We start from the raw sequence: 5192 nt of genomic DNA, 5'->3' as shown, positions 1-5192 counted from the left end.
TTGCTGCGCCGACTGCCTTCCAAATTAAATTTGATTCCATTTAACCCGTTTCCTAATTCCGGATATGAGCGTCCAAGCGACAGTGCTATTCTGGCGTTTAAACAGGTTATGTTGAACGGTGGTGTTCTGACAACAGTGCGTAAGACGCGGGGCGATGATGTTGATGCCGCGTGCGGACAGTTAGTGGGGCAGGTCGTGGACCGCACACGCCGTAGTCAAAAATATATTCCTGTGATACAAGAGGTTTCTCCACAGGAGATAAACAAACCTCAATAGGAGCTTTTGGGTGAACGGTTTACGTCTAACGCTGATTCTGACGCTGATACTTCTGACTGGTTGTAGTAGCGAGAATGTGCGTCGTGGTGGGGATGGAGCCGATGCTGCGAATGCTGCTTATAACCGTCTCGGTATCGAGTACTTGCAGGCAGGTGATCTGCAAGGAGCCAAAAAGTCTTTTCAGAAGTCTCTGGCGTTAGTTCCATCTGATGCAGAGGCTTTTAACGGTTTGGCCTTGGTCTTCCAGTTGGAAGGCGAGGCAGCGTTAGCAGAAGAGTATTTTCGTAAAGCGACCGATCAAGCACCGCAATCAGCAATGATTCGCAATAATTTTGGTGCCTTCCTATTCGCGGCTGAACGGTACGAAGAAGCTTGTGAAGAGCTAGCGCAAGCCACTCAGGATCCTTTTTACAACCGGCGCGCACAAGCGTTTGAAAACCTCGCGCGTTGTTATAACAATCTCAATAATTCTGCCGCAGCTAAACACGCCTTCGAGCGTGCGTTGCAAATCAGCCCTTCACGTGTAATTTCCATGATTGAGTTAGCGAGTATTGAACTTGATCAAGGGCGATTGAATCAGGCCGAATCGTACTTTGAACGCTTCAATGGATTGGTAGAACGTCGTCGTGTAGAGCATTATGCTAAGAGTCTTTGGGTAGGAATCCGAATTGCCCGGGAGCGTGGGCAGGCGTCGCAAGCCGCAACCTATGCATTGTTGTTGAAGAATCTTTTCCCGGATTCTGCAGAGTACAAGCTGTATGAGGAGTCAGCACGGTGAGTAGCCAGACACAGCTAGATAAGGAAGAAACGGTTGAAGAAATTTTCCCTGGAGCGGAATTTTCTGCTGCACGCGAGGCCAAAGGACAAGATGTAGAGGAAGTGGCATCTATCCTGAACTTTTCGTCCAGCCACTTGGTGGCAATTGAAGAAGGGCGTCTGAGTGATTTGCCAAACCGTGTCTTTGCTATGGGATATCTTAGGGCGTATGCACGGCATCTGGGGTTAGATGAGCAACAGGCTGTTGCGGACTATGAACGTCTGACGTCCACCTCCTCTAAGACAAAAGCTAAGCCGCTTAAGATCATTGGAGGGGGGCTGGATGAGCCGCAACGCAAAGGTCGGGCCGGGAAATGGATCTTGTCTATTGTGGTTCTGGCCGGTGTAGCAGTTGCCGCAAATTGGTGGATAAATCAGCAGCAGATGCCAGTCGATGTCCCTGCTGTTGCAGCGTTTAATGTAGAAGCTGAAAGTAGCACTGTGGAAGAAACTCCAGCCACGGCAGAAACGACTGTTGAGATTGCACCGTCAGCTTCCGCTGAGCAGGAAGATGCGGGGGGCAGTCAGTCTGCAGAAGTTGCAGAGCTCAATAAGGTTTCCGTTGATGCAGAGGACGCTGCTGCGTTACCTGCGTCAGGCGATATCGCTAATGAGGTTGCTCCTGATGTGGATGAGCCTGCGGTAGCTATCGTAAGTGAAGAGGCTTCAGTGCCGAGCGCAGTAGAGCCTGATCTGGCCGATAAGGACGTTGTTGCCACTGTTGCTGCGCAGGCAGCGCCTGTTGCTGAAAAGCCTGCTCCGGTTGTCCAGGGCGAAGGGCATTTACAGATCAGTTTTGATGCTGACTGTTGGGTTGAGGTACGTGACAGTACTGGGAAATTGCTGGTAGCGAGTGTGCGTGGCTCTGCCCGTGGGGTCGATGTGCGAGGTCCTTCACCGATGAAAGTCACACTAGGGGCGTTGTCTTCGGTGGAAAGTATGACCTTTAATAGCCAGGCCGTAGAGCTGACACAGCGTGGGCGTGGCAACATCTTGCGCATGACGTTGCCTGTTGTTGAATAAATATCTGTAAATAGCTTTAGGATTTGAGAGTTGGCCAAAGTAAAAGCCATTCGTGGAATGAACGATATATTGCCAGAGCAAACACCTGTTTGGCAGTATCTGGAAAATACCGTTAAATCGGTACTGGGTGCATACGGATACAACGAAGTTCGAATGCCGATCGTTGAGCAGACTGAGCTCTTTAAACGTTCGATCGGCGAAGTGACCGATATCGTTGAGAAAGAGATGTATACCTTTGAGGACCGCAACGGCGAAAGTCTAACGCTGCGTCCTGAAGGTACAGCGAGCTGCGTGCGATTAGGTGAAGAACACGGTTTGTTGTTCAATCAGACTCAGCGCCTGTGGTACACAGGTCCAATGTTTCGCTATGAAAAGCCTCAAAAGGGTCGTTACCGTCAGTTTCATCAGATTGGTGTTGAGACCTTTGGGATGGCGTCTGCTGATATTGATGCAGAAGTGATCATGCTGAGCGCCCGATTGTGGAAAAAGCTGGGACTTCTCGATGCCGTAACGCTTCAGCTGAACACGCTAGGTTCCAATGAGGCGCGTGCAGAATACCGTGCTGCTTTGGTTGAGTATCTGGAAGCGCGTAAGGATCAGCTGGATGAAGACAGCTTGCGTCGCTTGGAGTCTAACCCGCTACGTATTCTTGATAGTAAGGATCAAGGTACCCAGGCATTGCTGGATGACGCTCCCGTATTGAGTGATTATCTGGATGATGATTCTCGTGCGCATTTTGCTGATCTGCGCGAGATGTTGGATGCGGCAGGCGTGAAGTATGAGATTAACCCGCGCTTGGTACGTGGATTAGATTATTACTGCAAGACGGTTTTTGAGTGGGTAACCGATAAACTGGGAGCTCAGGGTACCGTGTGTGCAGGTGGTCGCTATGATGGTCTGGTGAAGCAGTTAGGTGGTCGTCCTACACCGGCGGTAGGTTTTGCCATGGGGATAGAGCGTCTTATCCTGTTGCTGGAGACGCTTGATGCGATTCCTGACGATGTGCGTCAACCATTTGACCTATATCTGGCGGCGGAGCAAAAAGGTTTGCAGAATCAGGTGATCGCGCTGTCTGAGCATTTGCGTGATGCTGTGCCGGGACTGCGGGTACGTGTACACTGTGCCGGGTTAAAAAATATTGGTGCCAAAGCCCGTCAAACAGGTGCGCCTTTGGTTGCATTGGTTAAGCAAGCTGATGAAGGGCTGGTCGCCACATTGTGGCAGGGTGAAGAGCCTCGTTTTGATATTGCACAGGCTGACCTCGATACGGTCATTAAAGCCGTTTGGAATGCATGACTGATCACGGATAACAGGAGTATAGCGTGTCAGAGATACGTACTGATGAAGAACAGGTCCAGGCACTGTCGCAGTGGTGGAAAGAAAACGGTAAATCACTGATTCTTGGTGTAGGCCTCGCTGTTGCTGCAGTTGTTGGTTGGAAAGGTTGGCAGGATCGTCAGGCAGTTGAAGCAGAAAATGCCTCGATTTTGTATCAGAACATGGTAGAAGCGGTGGTGTCTGGTATCGGACCTCAGAGCGATCAGGCTCAGTTGGCGACGGCTAAACATTTGGCATCGCAGCTGAAAGGCGACTACGAGAGTACAACGTATGCGAAGTTTGCAGCGCTTGTTCAGGCACGTATCGCTGTAGATGCGAAAGAATATGATCAGGCACTGGCTGAGATTGATTGGGTGCTGACCCATAAGCCTACGCCTGAAATGCAAGTTATAGCATCAATGCGTAAGGCGAGGCTGTTGGCGGAACAAGGAAATGCGGATGAAGCGCTTTCTTTGCTGAATGGCATTAAAGCAGGCGCATTCGTGGCGAGCGTTGAGGAGCTTAAGGGCGATCTGCTGCTGGCAAAAGGCGAAAAAGATGCAGCGCGTGCGGCTTATCAGAAAGCTAAAAGCGCGACAGCGGAAGGTGGTTCGCGCCCTTTGCTGACGATCAAACTGGATGACCTTGCCGTTAAGGAACAGTAAATGAAAATGCTTGTACGTGGCGTTGCTGCTACCGCTATGGCGGTAATGATCTCGGGTTGTGGATTTTGGGGTGGCTCTGAAGATGAGGTTGCTCCAAATGCACTGGTGTCCTTTGAGTCCGAAAAATCGGTTGATGTGCTTTGGAGTGCGGATGTTGGTTCTGGTTTAGGTGAGAAATACCACCAGTTCCAGCCTGCTATCTGGGGAGACCTGATTTTCGCCAATGACAGCAACGGTCGCGTACAGGCTTTCAATCGCAATGACGGTCAGCGTGTTTGGGACGCCGAGCTTGAACTTCCTGCCAGTGGTGGCGTTGGTGCTGGATATGGCACCGTTGCGCTGGCATCTGAAGTGGGAGAAGTGATTGCCTTAAGTGACGTTGATGGCACTGAACAATGGCGGGCAAAAGTGAGCACTGAGGTGGTTGCGGCCCCGCAGGTGAATGCTGATCTTGTTGTCGCGCAGCTGATTAATGGTCGTTTGGTGGCATTTGATCGTGTCACAGGTGAGCGTCGCTGGACCTATGATAATCTGGTGCCACGTTTGACTTTGCGTGGCACGAGTTCCCCTGTTGTAACGCAGAACGCAACTCTGGCAGGTTTTGCCAGTGGTAAAGTGGTGGCCGTTGATAACGCAAAAGGTCGGGTGGTCTGGGAGCGTAAGGCGGCTATTCCTCAGGGGCGTTCGGAGCTAGAGCGAATGGTTGATATTGATGGACGCCCGTTATTAGCGGATGGTCGTCTGTTTGTCAGCAGTTATCAGGGTCGTTTGATCGCGATGGATCCACGTAAAGCTCAGATTTTGTGGTCTCAGAACGTGTCGAGCTACCGCAGTTTGGCTGCAGGGTTTGGTAATGTTTATGTCAGCGAAGCGAACGGCTTTGTGCAGGCATTTGATCAGTCCAGCAGCGCTAGTGTTTGGCGACAGGATGCACTGGAGAATCGCTCCATAACATCACCCGTTGCGTTAAGTAGCTCGCTGGCTGTCGCAGATGCTGAAGGTTATCTGCATTTTATGTCGCAGGTTGATGGACATTTTGTTGCTCGCTACAAGGTCGATAGTGACGGTGTGTTAGGTGACATGTTGTCGTTCGAA

General features: G+C 50.8%; 5 protein-coding genes and 1 pseudogene. All 6 read left to right on the top strand.

Annotated features, from left to right (window positions below; all coding sequences use genetic code 11):
* Nucleotides 1-276, top strand: a pseudogene (locus ABYW01_RS13435) (23S rRNA (adenine(2503)-C(2))-methyltransferase RlmN); the annotation flags it as partial.
* A 10-nt stretch (nt 277-286) separates the two neighbouring features.
* Nucleotides 287-1054, top strand: coding sequence for a type IV pilus biogenesis/stability protein PilW (gene pilW, locus ABYW01_RS13430; RefSeq protein WP_372833509.1), 768 nt, complete (start codon nt 287-289; stop codon nt 1052-1054).
* On the top strand, nt 1051-2115 hold the full coding sequence (locus ABYW01_RS13425; protein ID WP_372833507.1) for a RodZ domain-containing protein: 1065 nt from the start codon (nt 1051-1053) through the stop codon (nt 2113-2115). Before pilW ends, ABYW01_RS13425 begins: the two co-directional genes overlap by 4 nt.
* A 57-nt stretch (nt 2116-2172) precedes the next feature.
* Entirely contained in the window at nt 2173-3411 is a 1239-nt protein-coding gene (hisS, locus tag ABYW01_RS13420; RefSeq protein ID WP_372833510.1) for a histidine--tRNA ligase, read from the top strand.
* Nucleotides 3412-3437: 26 nt separating this feature from the next.
* The gene (locus tag ABYW01_RS13415; RefSeq protein WP_372833504.1) at nt 3438-4097 is read left to right on the top strand and encodes a YfgM family protein; all 660 of its coding nucleotides are present in this window, start codon (nt 3438-3440) and stop codon (nt 4095-4097) included.
* Nucleotides 4098-5192, top strand: a 1095-nt coding sequence (gene bamB, locus ABYW01_RS13410) for an outer membrane protein assembly factor BamB (protein ID WP_372833501.1), incomplete at its 3' end; no start/stop codon positions are given.

The organism is Pontibacterium sp. (assembly GCF_041587635.1).
Taxonomy (GTDB): Bacteria; Pseudomonadota; Gammaproteobacteria; order Pseudomonadales; family Balneatricaceae; genus Pontibacterium.
Note: the sequence above shows the minus strand (reverse complement) of the source record. Positions and strands in the feature narration are given on the sequence as shown.